14 protein-coding genes and 1 riboswitch are annotated in these 14,855 nt (G+C 33.8%); of the genes, 10 read left to right on the top strand and 4 right to left on the bottom strand.

Going from position 1 to position 14,855, the window contains the following annotated elements:
* The first annotated feature begins 164 nt into the window (after positions 1-164).
* Positions 165-485 (top strand): thioredoxin family protein, encoded by a 321-nt coding sequence (locus PBV87_RS01885; RefSeq protein WP_053984781.1) that lies wholly within the window; start codon positions 165-167, stop codon positions 483-485.
* A gap of 57 nt (positions 486-542) precedes the next feature.
* On the opposite strand, the gene PBV87_RS01880 is transcribed toward PBV87_RS01885, so the two are convergent.
* The gene (locus PBV87_RS01880) at positions 543-989 is read right to left on the bottom strand and encodes a YajG family lipoprotein (protein WP_271010935.1); all 447 of its coding nucleotides are present in this window, start codon (positions 987-989) and stop codon (positions 543-545) included.
* A 151-nt stretch (positions 990-1,140) separates the two neighbouring features.
* Between PBV87_RS01880 and PBV87_RS01875 the strand changes: the two genes are divergently transcribed.
* Positions 1,141-1,605 (top strand): NUDIX hydrolase, encoded by a 465-nt coding sequence (locus tag PBV87_RS01875; protein ID WP_271010934.1) that lies wholly within the window; start codon positions 1,141-1,143, stop codon positions 1,603-1,605.
* Between the two features lie 80 nt (positions 1,606-1,685).
* On the opposite strand, the gene PBV87_RS01870 is transcribed toward PBV87_RS01875, so the two are convergent.
* Positions 1,686-2,504, bottom strand: a complete 819-nt coding sequence (locus PBV87_RS01870) for a helix-turn-helix domain-containing protein (RefSeq protein ID WP_271010933.1) — start codon at positions 2,502-2,504, stop codon at positions 1,686-1,688.
* A gap of 258 nt (positions 2,505-2,762) precedes the next feature.
* On the opposite strand from PBV87_RS01870, the gene PBV87_RS01865 reads away from it, so the two are divergent.
* Entirely contained in the window at positions 2,763-4,634 is a 1,872-nt protein-coding gene (locus PBV87_RS01865) for a beta-N-acetylhexosaminidase (RefSeq protein WP_271010932.1), read from the top strand.
* A gap of 89 nt (positions 4,635-4,723) precedes the next feature.
* Here PBV87_RS01865 and PBV87_RS01860 read toward each other — a convergent pair whose 3' ends face one another.
* Positions 4,724-5,902, bottom strand: coding sequence for a cation:proton antiporter domain-containing protein (locus tag PBV87_RS01860; protein ID WP_053986321.1), 1,179 nt, complete (start codon positions 5,900-5,902; stop codon positions 4,724-4,726).
* Between the two features lie 46 nt (positions 5,903-5,948).
* A riboswitch (Fluoride riboswitch) is annotated at positions 5,949-6,026 on the bottom strand.
* A gap of 154 nt (positions 6,027-6,180) precedes the next feature.
* On the opposite strand from PBV87_RS01860, the gene PBV87_RS01855 reads away from it, so the two are divergent.
* Positions 6,181-7,479: a S41 family peptidase gene (locus PBV87_RS01855; RefSeq protein ID WP_271010976.1), complete on the top strand. Its 1,299-nt coding sequence runs from the start codon at positions 6,181-6,183 to the stop codon at positions 7,477-7,479.
* A gap of 87 nt (positions 7,480-7,566) precedes the next feature.
* On the opposite strand, the gene PBV87_RS01850 is transcribed toward PBV87_RS01855, so the two are convergent.
* Complete coding sequence (locus PBV87_RS01850) at positions 7,567-7,854, bottom strand: rhodanese-like domain-containing protein (protein WP_053984775.1); 288 nt, start codon at positions 7,852-7,854, stop codon at positions 7,567-7,569.
* Positions 7,855-8,096: 242 nt separating this feature from the next.
* On the opposite strand from PBV87_RS01850, the gene PBV87_RS01845 reads away from it, so the two are divergent.
* The 6 genes from PBV87_RS01845 (at position 8,097) to PBV87_RS01820 (ending at position 14,812) form a co-directional block, all read left to right on the top strand.
* Positions 8,097-9,377 carry an alkaline phosphatase family protein gene (locus tag PBV87_RS01845; RefSeq protein WP_271010931.1) on the top strand — a complete coding sequence of 427 codons (1,281 nt, stop codon included), beginning with the start codon at positions 8,097-8,099 and terminating at the stop codon, positions 9,375-9,377.
* 108 nt (positions 9,378-9,485) lie between these two features.
* The gene (locus PBV87_RS01840; RefSeq protein WP_271010930.1) at positions 9,486-10,292 is read left to right on the top strand and encodes a hypothetical protein; all 807 of its coding nucleotides are present in this window, start codon (positions 9,486-9,488) and stop codon (positions 10,290-10,292) included.
* 174 nt (positions 10,293-10,466) lie between these two features.
* On the top strand, positions 10,467-11,501 hold the full coding sequence (gene argC / locus PBV87_RS01835; RefSeq protein WP_271010929.1) for an N-acetyl-gamma-glutamyl-phosphate reductase: 1,035 nt from the start codon (positions 10,467-10,469) through the stop codon (positions 11,499-11,501).
* Positions 11,502-11,526: 25 nt separating this feature from the next.
* Positions 11,527-12,747, top strand: a complete 1,221-nt coding sequence (argJ, locus tag PBV87_RS01830; protein ID WP_271010928.1) for a bifunctional ornithine acetyltransferase/N-acetylglutamate synthase — start codon at positions 11,527-11,529, stop codon at positions 12,745-12,747.
* Between the two features lie 11 nt (positions 12,748-12,758).
* Positions 12,759-13,643 (top strand): acetylglutamate kinase, encoded by an 885-nt coding sequence (argB, locus tag PBV87_RS01825; protein WP_271010927.1) that lies wholly within the window; start codon positions 12,759-12,761, stop codon positions 13,641-13,643.
* A complete protein-coding gene (locus PBV87_RS01820; protein ID WP_271010926.1) occupies positions 13,637-14,812 on the top strand; it encodes an aspartate aminotransferase family protein in 1,176 nt (391 codons plus the stop codon). Before argB ends, PBV87_RS01820 begins: the two co-directional genes overlap by 7 nt.
* The last annotated feature ends 43 nt before the right edge of the window (positions 14,813-14,855 follow it).

Raw genomic sequence — 14,855 nt, 5'->3', positions numbered from 1 at the left:
GGATAAAATAAAAAAATGGGATATTATTAAACAATATATTTTAACCTATGTAGAGAACTAAGTAAAAATAAAGTATATGAACAAAGAGATACATTTATAAAGTACTTAAATAAACAATAAAGATAGATGAAGTAAATAGAAATAGGCGTAGGAGGAGAGATGATATGCAATCTATAACAAACCAAGAGGAAGTAAAAGAACAGATTAAAGCACATGACTTAGTGGTTGTCTACTTTACAGGAAGTGCTTGTGGTGCTTGTGAAGTGATTAAGGAGAAAGTAGAGAATATTCTTGCTAAATATCCAAAGATAAAGGCAATAGAAGTTAATGGTGAAAAATATCCTGAAGTGGCAACAAGTTTTGAAGTATATGCTCTCCCTCTTATGATTTTATTTGTACAAGAAAGAGAAAGTCTAAGAGTAGGGCGGAACTTAGATTTAAGGGAGTTTGAAGCAAAGCTTGTACGATATATAAAAATGATGTAAGAAGATTAAATAGAAGCACCATTAATGTTGGTTGATCTAACATTAATGGTGCTTCTATTATGGCTTTACAATAAGTTTAGTGGTATAAGAGACAGAGCCTTCAGGCCAAGTACCGATAATCTCGAAGATATATGTACCCTCTTCAGAAGGTAGGCCAAAACTATCAGTAGATGTGGAATAAAGGGTAGAAGACTCAGCAACCCAAGAGTAAATCTTTACATCAGTTGGTATAGTTGAAAAATTTAAAGAGATATTAGCTGATGGAGTGATCATAGTTCCACCCATTTTAAGGGCAATTTGGCTAGGGCTAGCAGCATCAGCAACAACGCTCTCACTTGTCAATAAGCCAGTTTGATAAGTCCAATGATAACCACCTTGAGTAATTGGAATTTGCTGATCGTTATATGTGAGTTGAAGTGTAGGAAGAGGGGGATGGGTATTTTTGCTACAGCCAAGAAGAGACAAGGTGATTATACATATTACAATTAATAATAGTTTTTTCATCTCTAGACCTCCCTATATATGATAATTTAGACGCATATTCTTATAAAAAAGTTCCTGAAATTAATGAAATAATGATAAAAGGATTATATTAGTTTATAATATTTTTATTTGGTGAGAAATTTTATAGGTTGAGAGAGGGGAATATGAAAGTATGAATAGACACTTTACAGTATCTATTTATGTTGTAAATAATAATAGAGTTTTACTTCATAAGCACAAAAAAGCCCAAATATTATTACCTGTTGGAGGTCATATAGAGTTAAACGAATTACCTGAGGAAACTGCTAAAAGAGAGGCTTTAGAGGAGACCGGAATTGAAATAGAATTATATGACATAGATAGCTTAAAGGATAAAAATATAGATAATGAGAGAGAAAAGGTATTGATTAATCCTATACACACCATATGGGGTGAGATTGAGAAGGGACATGAACATATAGACTTTGTATTTTATGCTACAAGTATGACTGATGAGTTAAGACCACAAGAGGATGAATCTCTTAATTTAAGGTGGTATTCGGAAAAAGAATTAAAAGAAATTAAAGATCACTTATTAAAGGATGTTTACTATATGGCACAAGAAGCTATTGAACTATGCAGATGCAAAAAGAAGTAACATCTATACATATCTAAACTAATAGTTAATCGTAGAAGGAACAATTTCATTTAAAATGAAGTTGCTCCTTTTACCCAAGGTTAATTCAATAAGTCTATCTTTGTTTCAATATCTTTTAGGAAGTCTTTTCTAGTTTCGTAGATAGTACTTTTAAAAAATTCGGCAGTGAAATCATCTTTAAAAGCATCGATTACTTTTTTAACAATAAGTAATTGTGTTTTTGATTTTTCTTTTTCACCTGCTTGGTTATAGAAATCAGCAAGTTTTATAAGCATTTCTATAAGAGAATCTGCAGATAGGTTTTTTTGTTTATGAGCTGCTTCATACATATCCTCTCCATCAAGCAATAGAGCAGCAACTTCTAACTTAGTAAAATAAAGCTCAGGAATCTTATTTATTGTTGCTTTAGCAAGACTGTATTCTCCTATAGATTTATATGCTTCTGCCAGAATACGGTATGCATCATATTTAATATCATCATGTTTTGTACATTCAATTAATATCTGACACATGTCTATAACTTCTGAGCTTCTTTCTGGTATAGGTATAACCCCAATGATGCAATTAAGTAGGATGTCATTACCAGGATATTTCTTTAATCCTTCACGTAATATTTTTTCACACATTTCAGCATCGCAATAATAATATTCACTTGATTTTATAACAATGTCATTAACATTGTTCTCGATTTCATAGAGATTAAAATCAAAGAGTTCATCTGTTGATACACCAAAGAATGAAGCGAGTGCAGGGATTAAACATACATCAGGCATAGTGGCGCCATTTTCCCATTTAGAGACTGCTTGAAATGAAATACCAAGATAATTTGCAAGTATCTCTTGAGAAATATTTTTCTTCTTACGTAAATATTTAATTTTTTCACCTAGTTTAATATTCATAAGTATTGCTCCTCATTATAAAGTAATCAGCGCTGGTTCTTATTAAAGTATAGCAGTTACTTTTGAGATATGAATAACTTATTTATTGAGAAATTTTCAACTATAGGTAGAATGATATATTTTATCAAAGACCTAAGTTGCTTTATTTGAGATAGATGAATTTATTAATAAAATATAGTGAAAAAATAGTAAAAATATAGTAAAATTTAATTTTATCAATCGTATATAAAGAATACTTAGAGAGAAGGAGAATTTACGATGATTCAATTAAATGTAGTTGGTTTAGAGGAAAGTTTAAATGAACCTCTTAGTTTACTAGGAAGACGATTTGAATTTGAAATAATAGAAACAGGAAGAATTTTAAAGTGCCTAGAAACTTCTATAGATGGATTGAAAGTAAAAGTGACAGGAGAAAATGCTGTTATAGAATATAAGAATATAAATACTTTATTTAGGGCAATAGGGTATGTTATTCAAAAGCTACAAGAAGGCGTTCAAGAGTTTGAAATAGAAGAGAAGCAATATTTTAATTTTAATGGTTTGATGGTAGACTGTTCAAGAAATGGTGTTCTCAATATAGCGTATGGAAAAGAACTAATTGAGCGTCTTGCTATTATGGGGCATAGTGTCATGATGCTTTACATGGAAGATGTATATGAGCTAGAAGGTGAGCAGTATTTTGGTTATATGAGAGGACGTTATACAAAAGAAGAGTTACAAGAACTTGATCAGTATGCTCTCAAGTTTGGTATAGAACTTATTCCATGTATTCAAACATTAGCTCATTTAGAACATTTCTTAGCATGGGATGAGCCTAAAAATAAGTATCTAGATATAGATAATATTTTATGCGTAGGTAATGAAGAGGTTAAAAGATTTTTAGATAACATGCTTAGACAACTTTCAGATACCTTTACAAGTAAACGTATACATATAGGAATGGATGAAGCTTTTAATCTAGGGAGAGGAAGATATGCAGATAAACATGGACTTGAAAGTAAGTCTACCATCATGAATAAGCATCTTGAGGATATATTAAAGATTTGTAATCGTTATGGGCTACAGCCTATGATTTGGGATGATATGTTCTTTAATCATGGATCATTAGATGACGCAGGAAATATCCCTAAAGAAGTAGATCTAATGTATTGGGATTACTACAACAATAGTGAAGCGCATTATACATATAATCTTAATAGGAGAACAGAATTAGATAGAAAGGTAATGTTTGCTGGAGGGGCATGGCGTTGGATTGGGTATGCACCGCATCATACTAAAACCTATGTATCCACTAATGCTGCACTGATGGCTTGTAAAAAAGCAGGTGTAAAAGAAGTTTTAGCTACAGCATGGGGAGATGAGGGAAGTGAGGCACCTCTTAGCACTTGCTTATTTGGAACAGTGCTTTTTGCAGAACATGGTTATCAAGAGACGGTAGATTTAGAAGACTTTAAGAAAAGATTAGCATTTTGTAGTGGATTAAGCTATGAAAACTTTATGAAACAAGAAGCCTTTGATATTTTACCAGAGGTCAGTGACCCATCTGCTACAGTAAATCCAAGTAAATATATGTTTTACGAAGACCCACTTTGCAGCATGTTTGTCTATCATACAAGAGCTATCCAAGAAGATTTAACTTCATATTACCAAGAGCTACAAAATTATTTTGAGAAAGAAGCTGATAATGAATCCAATATACTTTATAAAAAAGTAGACGAAATGTATGCTGCATTTGCCAAGGTATTAAAATTAAAGTGGAATTTAGGTGTAAATCTATTAGATGCTTATCAAGTACAGGATAAGATAAAATTAAAAGAAATTATTAGTAGACAAGTTGAGCCATTAATTGATGTCTTAGAAGTATTTGGAGAAAAGCGTTTTAATGAATGGCAAATGACGAATAAAAGTATTGGTTATGAAGTATTAGATTTAAGAATAGGTGGGATGCTTCAAAGGCTTCGTACAACAAAGCGTATCGTGAATAGCTATATAGAAGGTCAATTAGACCATATTGTAGAATTAGAAGAAGTGAGATTGCCTAAAACACCTTATAGACAAGAAGGTGCGGGGGAAATGATGCAGTATAATGAGGCACAAAAAAGTATGACAGCTAACAAAATGTGTTGGTAAGAGGTAGAAGTTAGATATAAAAGGCTATAAAACGAATTTTGTTCTCGTTTTATAGCCTTTTGTCAGTTATATAAGTGGTTTTATAGCTATTATTCAATAGGTAAAAGGCGGTGAGATAAATAGTCTATACCAAAGGCTCCAAGAGGTGCTGTAAGTACTATTGCAATAACGGAAATAGTAAGTACAATAGGTCCACAACTAAGTCCCATTGTAAGAGGAATACTTCCTATAGCGGCCTGTACTGTAGCTTTTGGCATATAAGCCACAATACAAAAAATACGCTCTTGCTTAGTAAGAGGTGTCTTAAGTAGTGCAAGCCATACACCCAATGCTCTAAAGACAAGGGCAAAGGAGATGACTAATAAGGCTGGGATAGTTGACTTAAGTGCATAGCTTAAATCTACTGTCGCACCAACAAGAACAAAGAGTATCAGTTGGGCGGCAATCCACAGCTTGGAGAATTTATTAGAGAGCCTACTAGCGAGTGGACAATAGTTACGATAGAGTGTAGCACCTAAAGTCATAATAGCAATAAGGCCTGAAAAGGGAATAGTTGCTTTAATTGTACTTTCCAGACTAACAAGTAAAAAGGCAATACTTAAGATAATAATAACTTTTATAGAATCTCTAAGATGCATAGATTTAAAGCATTTTGTAAGTAAAAGACCAACAACAAGTCCGACAACAATTCCAAGTAGAATGGCAAGGGGGATACCTAAGAAACTTTCTATGCTAAATTGTCCACCTTCTGCAATACCTGTAAATGAGGTAAATAACACAATGACAAAAATATCATCTACAGAAGCGCCAGCCATAATCAGTTGAGGAATACTATGATGTGTACCTCGTTGTTCTTCGATAAGATTTACCATCCTTGGCACGATAACTGCAGGTGAAACAGCAGCAAGTACAGTGCCAAGAATAGCTGCATCTAATAAAGAAATTCCAAGTAGAGTAGGTGCTATGATTAGAGTACCTAATAATTCTAGAGTAGCAGGTACAAAACACATCAAAAGTGCAGGACGCCCTACCTTTTTGAGTGCCTCAAGGTCAAGAGAAAGACCGGCACGAAGTAAAATAATGACTAAAGCAATTTGTCTTAAATCAGCAGAGAGTTGTAAAATACTAGGAGCTAGTAAGTTAAGAGCATAAGGACCAAGTATGATGCCGGTTATGAGCATACCAAGTAAGTCAGGTAAACCTAACTTTTTCATTAGTCCACCAAGTAGTAAACCACATAAAAAGATTAATGCTAAGCTTGTAAGAATCATTTTATTCCTCCTTTTAATCACGCAAAAAAAGCTGATAACCCTGCTTGTGGCAGAAGTCATCAGCTTGTAAGAGCAGTTTTGGATACTAAGTCCAAGGGAGACATTCATTCCCTTCGGTCATAAAGACACTAGTATTAGATTGAAGTTAGTGTAGCATAAAATAAATAGGAAATCAAGGAACATCTAGAAATGTTAATAAGCGTAGAAAATTGAATTGATAGAAAAAAATGATATAATATGATTATTAAAATAATAAGGTTGGGAGAAACAAAGTGATGAAGTGGGGAACAAAGAAGGTTTTGTTAGGAATAAGTATGGCTGTTTTTATCATGCTAGCAGGGGGGGGGATTTATAAGCAGCAAAGCTATAATAAAAGAGATAAAATCTTGGAAACACCGTTACAGGCACTCACTATGGAAGAAAAGATAGAGGATTTTGAGTATCTCTATAAAACGATAGAGGAAAATTATCCTTATCTAGAAGTGAACAAAAGAATGAATGGTGTAGATTGGCTAAATAACAAAGAGCGATATTTGCAGCAAGTTAAAGAAAGTAGGAATGATAAGGAATTTGCACAGGTTATCAGTGATAGTCTAGACGATCTTCATAACGGTCATACACAGTTACTTAGCAAGGAAGAAGTTGAATGGATGAGAGAAGTCTACCATAATATGAAAGTTGAGGGATATTGGCAAGGTATCAATTATGATACAGTTAACAAACCATTAGCACTTAGAAGATATAATATACCATTAGCGGAAAAGGAAGAGCAGGATGAAGAGATAGGGCAAGAAGTACAAGAGAAAATAAAGCAATCTAGGGTAATTGCCAAGGATGCTTTAGAAGGAAGAGTTGGTTATATACATATTCCCCAGATGCTAAATCCTTGGAATGCCAAAGCTGATTATGAGATTATTCAGGCATATTTACAAAACATTAAAGATTACCAAGCACTTATTATTGATATCAGAGGAAATGGTGGCGGTGATACAAGATATTGGTCAGACTTTTTATTGCCCCAAATTATTGATAAATCATATGTATCTTGGGAATATACTTTCTATAAAGACGGCGTGTATTTACAACGATATATGCAAGCAAACCATATGCCTAAAATGTATGCTAAAAAAGTTAAGGATTTAGATACTGCAAGCTTGCCGGAACTTCCTCCAGAGGTAAGCGAAGACTTTACTTACTATGAAAAATATTGTGTAGAAGTAAAGCCAGCGGAGGATTCTATACAATTTCAAGGGAATATTTATTTGCTTGTAGACCATTATGTATACTCATCAGCAGAAGGACTTGCAATGTTTGCAAAAAGTTCAGGGCTTGCTACGTTAATTGGTGAAAAAACTGGAGGAGATGGCATTGGTTCAGATCCTATTTTGGCAATGCTTCCTAAAAGTGGATATGTTGTAAGGTTTACAAAGGAAATGGGAACGAGTGAAGAAGGGATATGTAATGAAGAGCATAAGACTATACCAGATCATGAAGTAGAACATCCAATGCGCAAAGATGATTTAAGTATAGATACTTGTATACAAAAAGTTTTGGATGTAGAAGGTTTAGAGTAATAGTAAAATAAGTTATAAAAACAAAAAATAGGCATGGCGTATTGCATATGAGCAATACGTCTTGCCTATTTTAAAAGAAAAATCAACCTATTTTACAATTTCCTCAGGCCAGTCAAGAATGCCACCTAAGTTATAGGTCTTTGTATAACCTAAGCTATTTAGAATATGGCATCCTACTTTGCTACGTACACCACTACGACAGTAAACGTAGATTGGTTGGTCATAATCTGTCATTTCACCTTCAGCTTGGGCTTCAAGTGAGTTCAGTGGAATATGAAGGGCATCTTTAATATGGCCTTCGTTGAATTCACTGTTTTCACGTACATCTAAAATAATTGGGTTTGTGTCATTTTTTAAAGCTTCGTATATAGTCATTTAATTGTCTCCTCGTTCGTCTCATAGTGTATACCAAATAGGTATCAAATATGTTAAAAGTAATCATAAACCAGTCTATTCTTAGTCATAATATAATAGAGAGCTAAGAAAAACAAGTTAATTGAAATATGTTTAAATAATAAAAATTATCATTTAGCTTGTGTAAAACTATAAAAGTATGGTATATTTAAATGTTTGGTGAAGTTAATCAAACCTAAAACATGACTTGAAGGAGAAAAACTATGACTAAAAGAATGCTTGTTATTTCATTGGATGCTATGATTTCTGAGGACTTAGAATATATTAAAACACTTCCTAATCTAGGACCTATTGTACAAAATGGGGCAATCGTAAAAAACTCTCAAACAGTATATCCATCATTGACTTATACAGCACATGCTTCAATGATTTCTGGTACATATCCAGATAAACATGGTGTTGTAAATAATGAAATATTTAATCCATTTATGAAATTTGGAGATTGGTTTGAAGAACGTAATGGAATTCATGCAGCTATCCTTCCAGAAGAATGTGAAAAACATGGACTTAAAGTACTTATTAATAGTTGGCCAACAATGGTAGGGGCAGATGTAACTTGGAATCTTCAACGTGCAGGGATTCACCAAGTGGCTGATGATAAAAAAGCATCTATGATTGCCAATTCTACACCAGGGCTTATGGAAAAAATGTATGAGATATGTAGTGATGCTTGGAAAGAGGAAAAATACAAGGATTCAGATAAATTCTCTGGGCTTGCAAGTAAGTATCTAATCGAAATAGAAATGCCAAATATTATTTTTATGCATATGACATTAATTGATCATTACAGACATGTATATGGTGTATATAGTGAGAAAATTAAAGAAGCCATTAAATTTATAGATGATATGTTAGGCTATACTTTTGATGCACTTAAAGCAAAAGGTATCTATGATGAAACAATATTTGTTATTTGTTCAGATCATGGACAAGTGAATATTGATGAAAGCATCAACTTAAATCGTGACTTTATGGATAAAGGATGGATTACAGTAGATGCAGAAGGAAATGTAATAGACTGGAAAGTATTTGCACATTCAGCTGCAGCATCTGCACAAATATATGTAAGAGACCATGATGAAACACTTAAACAAGAAGTTGCCGAATACTTAAAACAAAACAAAACCCGTTTTAGAATTGATCAAATGTTTACAACAGAAGAAGTAAAAGAAGCTTATAAATTAGATGGAGACTTTGACTTTGTACTTGAAGCTGAAGAAGGTGTAGGCTTTAATTATATGTTAAGTGCACCATTTATTAAAAAGGTAGCTAATGAAGATTACCGTACAAGTGTAGGAACTCATGGACATATACCAACTCGTGGTTCTCAACCAGCCTTAGTATTATGCGGACCTGGAGTAAAATCAGGGACTGTATTAGAAAAAGCACACAATGTAGATATTGCACCAACTTGTGCTGCACTTCTTGGATTTGAAATGCCGGGAGCAGATGGCCGTGTGCTTGCAGAATTAATAGAGCAATAGTATTTTGTAGATAAATAAATAAGTTTTTAAACATTGAATAATAAGCAGTCATTAGGGCAAATACTCTAACAAATATGTAAAGAAGTTTGGAAGGAGAACTTTTACATCATGAGGAAGAGGAAGCATACTAATGACTGTTTATTGCGTTTATTGAACCTTTGTGCAAGTATTAGCTTTGTATTATTAATAGGTTTATTTGCTGTATATTTTTTGACAGAGAGGCCACAGGTTTATACTGAAGAACAATTAGCTAATTTAACAGAAAATTTAACAGGGAAAAAAATGAAACAAGAAGTAGTAAGTGACCAAGTAGTTACGGAAGATATAAGTGGTAAATCACAATTATCACAAGAAGAAGAGCTAGCAAGTCAACAAGATAATGACAAGTTTCCTAATCAGAATAATATACAATCAGAAAATGATATAAGTATAGAACAAGAGTCTACAGATGAGGTAAGCTCTACAATAAATGTGGATCAACTAGTAGAAGGAGGAGGGAATACTCAATCTATAGACAAAGCAGAAATAAGTAAGCAAGTAGAAGAAACAAGAGAACAACCAACAGATGAAAAGTATGAGCAAGTACCTATTTATGATGCCTATGTACTTATGTTAGATGATCATATTGTGAATCAAATGGAAGGTGTCTATAATAATGGGCGCATTGATTATCAAAATATAGTAAATAAGATGTTTAGTAATTTATCTTTAAGTGATCAATTAAAATTACTTAATATGATTTTATCTAAAGTACAAAACATCAATATAAACGAAGTATGGAATATGATTAAAGATGGCATAGATGAAGAAGATAGTAAGAAGTTGCAAGAGCTTGTCCAAGAGAATTTTACCTTAGAAGAATTAGATGAACTCTATATGTATTATCAATCCATGGAAATAGCAGACAATCAATGAGGTGGTTTTAACCGCCTCATTTTTTAGTCTACATAATGAATAAAAATTCATTAAATATAATTTTTATTAAAAAATATATTGCATATTTAAACGTTAAAAAGTATAATAATTAATAAATTAAGAAAAATGAATAATCTGATTACAGAGATTACTGAGCTAAGGAGGAGATTAGAAATGTATAAAGTAGCAATATTAGGTTCAACAGGATATGTAGGAGAAGAGTTAGTACGGCTTCTTTATAATCATCCTAGTGTTAAACTAACTCATTTATCTTCTCATAGTTATCAAAGTGAGCCATATAGCAAGGTTTATCCTCATTTTAAAGATTTAGTAGATGAGGTTTGTATAGAAGATGACTTATCTAAGATAGATGCGGATATATTATTTATTGCTTTACCTCATGGGATTGCAAGCAAAGTGGTTACAAAGGAACTACTAGCAACGACGAAGGTTATTGATTTAGGAGCAGACTTCCGTATTACCAGTGAAGCATATGATACATGGTATAAGGTTGAACACTTTGGCAAGGAAGTATTAGAAGAAGCAATATATGGATTATGTGAGTGGAACAGAGAATATATCCAAGGGGCAAGACTTATTGCAAATCCAGGTTGTTATGTAACATGTAGTTTACTAAGTCTAATTCCTCTGATAAAAGAAGGACTTATTGATACAAGTACGATTATTATTGATGCCAAGTCAGGTGTTACAGGAGCAGGGCGAGGACTTAATATAGGAACACATTATACAGAATGTAATGAAAGCATTAAAGCTTATGGATTAACATCACATAGGCATACACCCGAAATTGAAGAAAAACTAGAAGCATTTGGTGGCAAGAAGGTAACACTTACTTTTACGCCACATCTTGTACCTATGAATAGAGGCATATTAACGACTATTTATGCAAGCTTAAAACCTGGTGTAACAAACCATGAAGTTAATAAAGTATACAATACATATTATGAAAAAGAGCAATTTGTAAGGTTGCTTGGAGATACAAGTATAGCAGAAACAAGATGGGTTAAAGGTTCTAATTTCTGCGATATTAGTTTTAAAGTAGATGAGCGTACCAACCGCTTAATTATTGTAAGTGCCTTAGATAATATGATGAAGGGTGCAGCAAGTCAGGCAGTACAAAACATGAATATTATGTTAGGTCTAGAAGAAGATACAGGCATTCATTATGTACCACTTTTCCCAGCATAAGTGGTCAAAGAAAAGGTGGGGAATTATGAAATTGAATAATAATGGGATTTTAGCAGCAAAAGGCTTTCAAGCTGCTGGCACACATACAGGAATTAAAAAACAGAAAAAAGATATGGCTATCATTTATAGTGAGGCACCTTGTACTTATGCAGGAGCGTTTACTCAAAATGTAGTAAAGGCAGCACCAGTTATATGGGATCAAAAAGTATTAAGTGCAGAAAATACTGTGCATGCAGTAGTTATTAATAGTGGAAATGCTAATGCAGTAACAGGGGCAACAGGGCATAATGATACTCAAACAATGGCAGAGGTTACTGCATCTTCATTAAATATCCAAAAGGAAGAAGTATTGGTATGTTCTACGGGCGTTATAGGTGTACCACTTCCTATGGATATTGTTACACAAGGTATTTGCAAGGTAGCAGAACAACTTGAAGATACAAAAAAAGCAGCAACTGAAGCTGCGGAAGCTATTTTAACAACGGATACATTTGCAAAAGAGATTGCATTAGAAGAACAAATAGAAGGTTATACCATTCATGTAGGAGCCATGGGGAAAGGCTCAGGCATGATCCATCCTAATATGGCAACAATGCTTGCTTTTATAGCAACAGATGTTAATATTACAAAACCCATGTTACAAAAAGCTCTTAGCAAATGTGTCAACTTGTCCTTTAATATGATTACGGTAGATGGCGATACAAGTACTAATGATAGTGTGATTGTGCTTGCAAATGGGCAAGCAGGTAATCCAATTATAGATCAAGAAGGAGAAGCATTTGAACAGTTTCAGAGTATGCTGTTTGAAGCGCTTAAGTATATCGCTATCTCCATAGTCAAAGATGGTGAAGGTGCAACTAAATTATTAGAAGTAGAAATACAAAACGCAAAAAGTTTTGAAGCAGGTAAACTCTTAGCGAAAAGTATTTTAACTTCTAGCTTGGTTAAGACAGCGTTCTTTGGGGAAGATGCAAACTGGGGAAGAATACTTGCAGCCATGGGGTATGCAGGGGTACCTTTTGATCAAGAGAAAGTGACTTTGATATTGGAAAGTTGTGTAGGAAGTATTACTCTATTTAAAGAAGGTATGCCTATTAAATTTAGTGAGCATAAAGCTAAAAGAATTTTAGAAGAGAATGAAATTAAAATTTTTGTAGAAATGGGTGAGGGTGTAGAAAAGGTAACAGCATGGGGCTGTGATTTAAGCTATGACTATGTAAAGATTAATGGGGAATATAGAAGTTAGGGGATAGTAAAATGACCAATCAAATTATAGAAAAAGCAAAAGTATTAAGTGAAGCATTGCCCTATATTCAAGCATTTAAGGATAAGATTGTTGTAATCAAATATGGTGGGAGTGCAATGCTTAATCCTGAGATTAATAATACAATTGTGCAAGACATGGTGATACTCAAATCAGTGGGGTTAAAACCAGTAATTGTACATGGGGGTGGGCCTGAGATTAATCAGACATTAGCAGATATGAATATAGAATCTTCTTTTGTAGAAGGCTTACGCGTCACTACGAAAGAAACAGTAGATGTGGTAGAAATGGTTTTAGCTGGTAAGGTTAACAAACGTATTGTTTCTATGATTCATCTTCAGGGTGGAAGTGCTGTAGGACTAAGTGGTAAGGATGGTATGATTATAGAATCAACAAAAATGATTAAGAAGGATATAGATTTAGGCTATGTAGGGGAAATTGTAAATATCAATACAAAGCTTATTAATACTTTAATTGAAGGAGACTTCATACCAGTTATCTCACCTATTGGGACAGATCATGAAGGTAATACCTATAATATTAATGCAGATTATGCAGCAGTAGCTATAGCAGGTGCCTTAAAGGCTGAGAAATTAGTATTTTTGACAGATGTTGAAGGGGTATTAAAAGATAAAGAGGACCCAAGTACTCTTATTTCTTATTTAAGCAAATCAGAAGCCAATAAATACTTAGAAGATGGGACGATAGCAGGTGGGATGATCCCTAAAGTAACTTGTTGTCTTGAGGCAATGGAAAAAGGTGTTAAGATGGTACATATCTTAGATGGAAGAGTTGAACATTCTCTTATTTTAGAGATCTACACCCACGAAGGAATAGGAACAATGCTTTATGATGAAGGGGAGGGGGTAGGATGCTAAAAGACTTAGAAAGCCAGCATGTGATGCATACTTATAACCGTTTTGATGTGGTACTTGACCGTGGGGAAGGGTGTTATATCTATGATAATTATGGGAAAAAGTATTTAGATATGGGAAGTGGTATTGCAGTGAATAGTTTGGGATATAGTCATCCAAAGCTTATGAAAAGTTTAGAAGGTCAATTACATAAACTCATGCACACTTCTAATCTTTATTATACAAAGCCCCAAATAGAAACAGCGGCACTACTTGCAAAATATAGTGGATTTAAGAAAGTATTCTTCTGCAACAGTGGTACAGAGGCCAATGAAGCGGCTATTAAAATAGCAAGAAAACATGGAGTAAGTCAATCACCCACTAAGACACAAATGATTTCTATGACAGGTGGATTCCATGGTCGTACTTATGGTGCATTGACTGCCACCGCACAAGAGAAATACCAAGCACCGTTTAAACCTATGGTGCCTGGTTTTAACTATGTAGAATATAACAACATACAACAGTTGAAACAAGTAATCACTCATGATACTTGCGGGGTTATTCTAGAAGTGATTCAAGGGGAAAGTGGTATACATGTAGCTGATAAGTGCTACCTTAAAGAAGTGATGAAGCTATGTCATGATTATAATGCCCTTCTTATCATAGATGAAGTACAAACGGGTGTAGGAAGAACGGGGAGTTTATTTGCATATAGTCAGTTTGACATTGAGCCAGATGTGATTACAACAGCAAAAGGTTTAGGAGCGGGATTGCCAATAGGAGCAGTACTTGTGAAAGAAAAAGCAGATATACTTGTACCAGGCGACCATGGCACTACTTTTGGTGGGAATTTAATGGCAACAACAGCAGCTCAGGTTGTTATAGGGGAGCTATGTGAGAATAACTTATTACAGCACGTGCAAGAAATAGGTAACTACTTAAAGGAAAAGTTAGAGTGCTTAAAGAAACGTAAAAATGAAGTTGTAGATGTACGTGGAATGGGATTAATGATAGGAATAGAACTTTCTATACCAGCACGTCATGTTATTAATCAATGTATAGAAGAGGGGCTACTTGTTATAGGGGCAGGAGAGAACGTTATACGATTTTTACCTCCACTAATTATAGAAAAGCAGCATGTAGATGAAGCGGTAACTTTATTAGAAAAAGTTATAGAACAGTATAGTTAGAGAAAAAGAGCGCCAATGGCGCTCTTTTGATGTATGGATTAAA

This window comes from Holtiella tumoricola (assembly GCF_027857615.1).
GTDB lineage: Bacteria > Bacillota > Clostridia > Lachnospirales > Cellulosilyticaceae > Holtiella > Holtiella tumoricola.
Note: the sequence above shows the minus strand (reverse complement) of the source record. Positions and strands in the feature narration are given on the sequence as shown.

Bases quoted from the DNA above. Each gene is read 5' to 3' on its own strand.
- PBV87_RS01840 (WP_271010930.1), top strand. From the start codon at position 9,486: ATGAGGAAGAGGAAGCATACTAATGACTGTTTATTGCGTTTATTGAAC.
- argC (WP_271010929.1), top strand. From the start codon at position 10,467: ATGTATAAAGTAGCAATATTAGGTTCAACAGGATATGTAGGAGAAGAG.
- PBV87_RS01880 (WP_271010935.1), bottom strand. From the start codon at position 989: ATGAAAAAACTATTATTAATTGTAATATGTATAATCACCTTGTCTCTT.
- argJ (WP_271010928.1), top strand. From the start codon at position 11,527: ATGAAATTGAATAATAATGGGATTTTAGCAGCAAAAGGCTTTCAAGCT.
- PBV87_RS01820 (WP_271010926.1), top strand. From the start codon at position 13,637: ATGCTAAAAGACTTAGAAAGCCAGCATGTGATGCATACTTATAACCGT.
- PBV87_RS01885 (WP_053984781.1), top strand. From the start codon at position 165: ATGCAATCTATAACAAACCAAGAGGAAGTAAAAGAACAGATTAAAGCA.
- PBV87_RS01855 (WP_271010976.1), top strand. From the start codon at position 6,181: ATGAAGTGGGGAACAAAGAAGGTTTTGTTAGGAATAAGTATGGCTGTT.
- PBV87_RS01845 (WP_271010931.1), top strand. From the start codon at position 8,097: ATGACTAAAAGAATGCTTGTTATTTCATTGGATGCTATGATTTCTGAG.
- PBV87_RS01870 (WP_271010933.1), bottom strand. From the start codon at position 2,504: ATGAATATTAAACTAGGTGAAAAAATTAAATATTTACGTAAGAAGAAA.
- PBV87_RS01865 (WP_271010932.1), top strand. From the start codon at position 2,763: ATGATTCAATTAAATGTAGTTGGTTTAGAGGAAAGTTTAAATGAACCT.
- argB (WP_271010927.1), top strand. From the start codon at position 12,759: ATGACCAATCAAATTATAGAAAAAGCAAAAGTATTAAGTGAAGCATTG.
- PBV87_RS01850 (WP_053984775.1), bottom strand. From the start codon at position 7,854: ATGACTATATACGAAGCTTTAAAAAATGACACAAACCCAATTATTTTA.
- PBV87_RS01875 (WP_271010934.1), top strand. From the start codon at position 1,141: ATGAATAGACACTTTACAGTATCTATTTATGTTGTAAATAATAATAGA.